Annotated in this window: 3 protein-coding genes; all 3 read right to left on the reverse strand. The window is 43.3% G+C overall.

All coding sequences use genetic code 11. The features are described from left to right. Window positions 1–667: methylenetetrahydrofolate reductase (locus tag ACLOR3_RS01075; RefSeq protein ID WP_412036907.1), on the reverse strand; the 667-nt coding region annotated here is incomplete at its 3' end. 71 nt (window positions 668–738) lie between these two features. Next, entirely contained in the window at window positions 739–2,988 is a 2,250-nt protein-coding gene (metE, locus tag ACLOR3_RS01080) for a 5-methyltetrahydropteroyltriglutamate--homocysteine S-methyltransferase (RefSeq protein WP_411400034.1), read from the reverse strand. A 274-nt stretch (window positions 2,989–3,262) separates the two neighbouring features. Continuing rightward, a partial coding sequence (locus ACLOR3_RS01085; RefSeq protein WP_412036908.1) for an alpha-amylase family glycosyl hydrolase occupies window positions 3,263–3,768 on the reverse strand: 506 nt, incomplete at its 5' end.

Here is a 3,768-nt window from a genome sequence, read left to right on the forward strand (position 1 = left end):
ACTTCCGTGGGATATGAACATTTTCACAAGTCTTCAACAAGCGAAGGGCCTGGTTTCTGTTAAGAATTGGCATCACCCCTGCATGAATGGGAACATCAATTCCCGCCAAGGTACACTTATCTTGAAAATCGTAGAAACGCTCATTGTCAAAGAAAAGCTGAGTCACTAGGCTCGAACATCCAGCATCCACTTTCTTTTTCAGATTTTGAATATCTGAAATTTGGTTTGGCGAATCTGGGTGACCTTCTGGGTAACAAGCACCGATCACATCAAAGTGAGGAGCTTCTGTTTTAATAAATTCAATCAAGTCCGTTGCATAACGAAAGTCTTTTAAAGGCTCAATACCAGGAATAATATCACCACGAAGGGCCAAAATCCGATGAACCCCTACTTGATCTAATTCATGAAGGGTATCTGCTACTTTTTCCTTGCTTAGATAGATGGCAGGTAAGTGGGCAATGGTCGGAATAGACAATTCATTCTGAATATGATTGGCTAAAGCAACCGTCGTCTCTTTGATATTGTATTTATTATTGCTAGCTGTCACACTGATAAAGTGTGGAGCTAATTCCTGCATATTTTCCAAGGCACGTAAGAGCTTGGCATTGCCTACTTCAGGATTTGGAGGGAAAACCTCAAAGGAGAGCGACGGTGTTTGCTTAGTCATCAAATGTATTCCTTTCTTGATTGAGCAATTCTTTTTTTGCTATCGAGCAAGCTTAGGAATTTCTACTTGCTTTATAGCGCTTTACGAGCAGCTTTTGCCGCTTCTACAAGACGGATCAAGCTTTCTTTTGTTTCTTTAATTCCACGTGTTTTCAAACCACAGTCAGGGTTGATCCAAACTTTTCTGCTTGGTACTTTGGCAAGGATAGCTTCGATAGTGTGATCGATTTCGCCTTCGTTAGGCACACGAGGTGAGTGGATATCGTAAACCCCAGGTCCAACTTCTGTTTGGAAGTTTTTCGCTTTGAGTTCGTCCAAGATTTCAAGGTTTGAACGGCTTGCCTCAAATGAGATGACGTCTGCATCCATGTTGTCGATGGCTGGGATAATATCTGTAAATTCTGAGTAACACATGTGCGTGTGGATTTGTGTGTCTGGTGCTACTGTTGAATGTACCAAACGGAAGGCTGGGATAGCCCAGTCAAGGTAGTCTTCGTACCAGTCGCTACGACGGAGTGGCAATTTCTCACGAAGAGCAGCCTCGTCGATTTGGATGATTTTCACGCCTGCAGCTTCAAGATCAAGAACTTCATCCTTGATTGCAAGAGCGATTTGAAGAGTAGAATCCTTGATAGAGATGTCTTCACGTGGGAATGACCAGTTAAGGATGGTAACAGGTCCAGTCAACATACCTTTTACAGGTTTGTCCGTACGGCTTTGTGCGTAGCTAGACCATTTGACAGTGATTGGGTTGAGACGAGTCACATCACCCCAGATGATTGGTGGTTTCACCCCACGCATACCGTATGATTGTACCCAACCATTCTTAGAGAAGAGGTAACCTGACAAGTTTTGACCGAAGTACTCAACCATGTCATTCCGCTCGAATTCACCGTGTACAAGCACGTCAAATCCAACTTCTTCTTGCCATTTGATCCATTCGTCGATGGTTTCAGCAAGGAAGGCATCGTATTCTTCTTGTGACAATTCACCCTTACGGAAGGCCAAACGTTTCGCACGAACTTCTTTCGTTTGAGGGAAGGATCCGATGGTTGTTGTTGGAAGAGCTGGAAGTTTGAAGGCATCTTCTTGGATTGCTTCACGTTCAGCAAAAGCTGGCAAACGAGTGTAGTCTGCATCAGTCAATCCAGCGATACGTGCACGAAGTTCCGCATTTGCTCCGACACGTTCAGTCGCAAAGAGTTCTTTGTTTGCTGCAAGAGCTTCTTCACCTTGACCATTGCGGATAGCATCCAAGTCACGAAGTTCTTCCAATTTTTCAACTGCAAAAGCAAAGTGGTTCAAGATAGCTGGTTCAAAGTCTTCATTGGCAGTTGTAAATGGCACATGAAGCAGTGAGCAAGAAGTTGTCAAAACGATGTTTTCAGCTGGTACTTGTTTCAAAATTTCCAAGCTTGCTTCGTAGTTGTTGCGCCAGATGTTCTTACCATTGACAATCCCTGCATAAAGAGTCTTGTCAGCTGGGAAGCCACCTTTAACGAGTTCAAGAGTTTTCTTCCCTTCCACAAAGTCCAAACCGATCGCATCTACTGGCAAGTTCACAAGGTCAGCGTAGATGTCACGTACATCACCAAAGTAAGTTTGGATCAAGACCTCAAGACCTTTTTTGTCAGCCAACAATTTGTTGTAGAGGTTCAAGAAGAGAGCTTTTTCTTCAGCTGACAAATCTTTAACAAGAGAAGCTTCGTCCAATTGAATACGAGTTGCACCAAGCTCAGCCAATTTAGCAAAAACATCTTGGTAAGCAGCCACTAAGCTATCCACGAAGTCTTCAGCTTTCACGCCTTCTTCGAAGTCTGATAATTGAAGGAAAGTGAATGGTCCAACCACAACTGGACGAGTGTCAAGACCCAATTCTTTGGCTTCTTGGTACTCATCAAAAATCTTGTGACCAGCCAATTTGACTTCTGTTGTTTTTTCAAATTTTGGAACGATGTAGTGGTAGTTGGTGTTGAACCATTTCTTCATTGGAAGAGCACGCACATCCCCTTTCTCTCCTTGGTAACCACGCGCCAAGGCAAAGTAGCGTTCAAGGTCAGACAAGTCCAAGTTTTGAACAGATGCAGGAACCACGTTGAAGAGGAAAGCAGCATCTAGGAAGTTGTCATAGTGAGAAAAGTCATTTGATGGGATTTCAGTGATCCCTTTTTCTTTGACAATGTTCCAGTGTTTGGCACGCAATTCTTTTGCAGCATCCAACAAATCTTCAGCTGTAATTTCGTTTCTAAAATATTTCTCAGTTGTAAATTTTAGTTCGCGGAATTCACCCAAACGAGGGAATCCGATAATTGTAGTTGACATGTTTTGTCCTCCAAAAATTCAAGTTGAGTCTATCTTATCAGAAGAAGCGCCTTCTGTATAATTGCTTTTCAATGGTTTATGGTATAGCCAGAAACTATAACCTTATAGATCAAGGGTTTCCGCCTCTTGCCATTGACCAGAACTAATAGTCCTTATAAAAAATAACTATAAGGCTTTTACCAGACAGACTGAGCCTCCCTCCCATTGGACAGTCCTCGTCCCCTCTAAAACAAAAAAAGAAGCTATCCGCTTCTTTTTTTGTAGGAACTTATGCTCAAGTTAGTTGAACACAAAAAGCATCCCAAGGTTCCAATACTTTTGTCTGTTTGACCTGCTCTACATTGGTATTGCTAATGAGGACCTCCTGATAGTCTTCCTCCAGTTCAAAGCTCTGGACTTGACTAGACAAATTGACCACGACCAAGTAGCACCGGTCCCCATCTACTCGTTTGTAGGCAAAGACTTGATCAGTTGTATCCACTAGCTCAAAGTCTGCCGAGATCAACCAGTCTTGCTCCTTACGGAGGGCAACCAATTGTTGATAGGTATAGAAAATGGATGAGGAATCAGCCAAAGCCGCTTCTACATTGATTTCCTGATAGTTTGGATTGACGGCTAACCAAGGGTGACCAGTCGTAAAACCAGCCTGTGGCTGCTTGGACCACTGCATCGGAGTCCGAGCATTGTCCCGGCCAATATGTCGGATCTGGTCCATAATGGTGTCGAGATCCACTCCCTTTTCGAGGCTTTCCTCGGCGTAGTTAATAGATTCAATATCTT

The sequence above is a fragment of the Streptococcus intestinihominis genome, assembly GCF_046824975.1.
In the GTDB taxonomy this organism is placed as follows: Bacteria; Bacillota; Bacilli; order Lactobacillales; family Streptococcaceae; genus Streptococcus.

Bases quoted from the DNA above. Each gene is read 5' to 3' on its own strand.
- metE (WP_411400034.1), bottom strand. From the start codon at position 2,988: ATGTCAACTACAATTATCGGATTCCCTCGTTTGGGTGAATTCCGCGAA.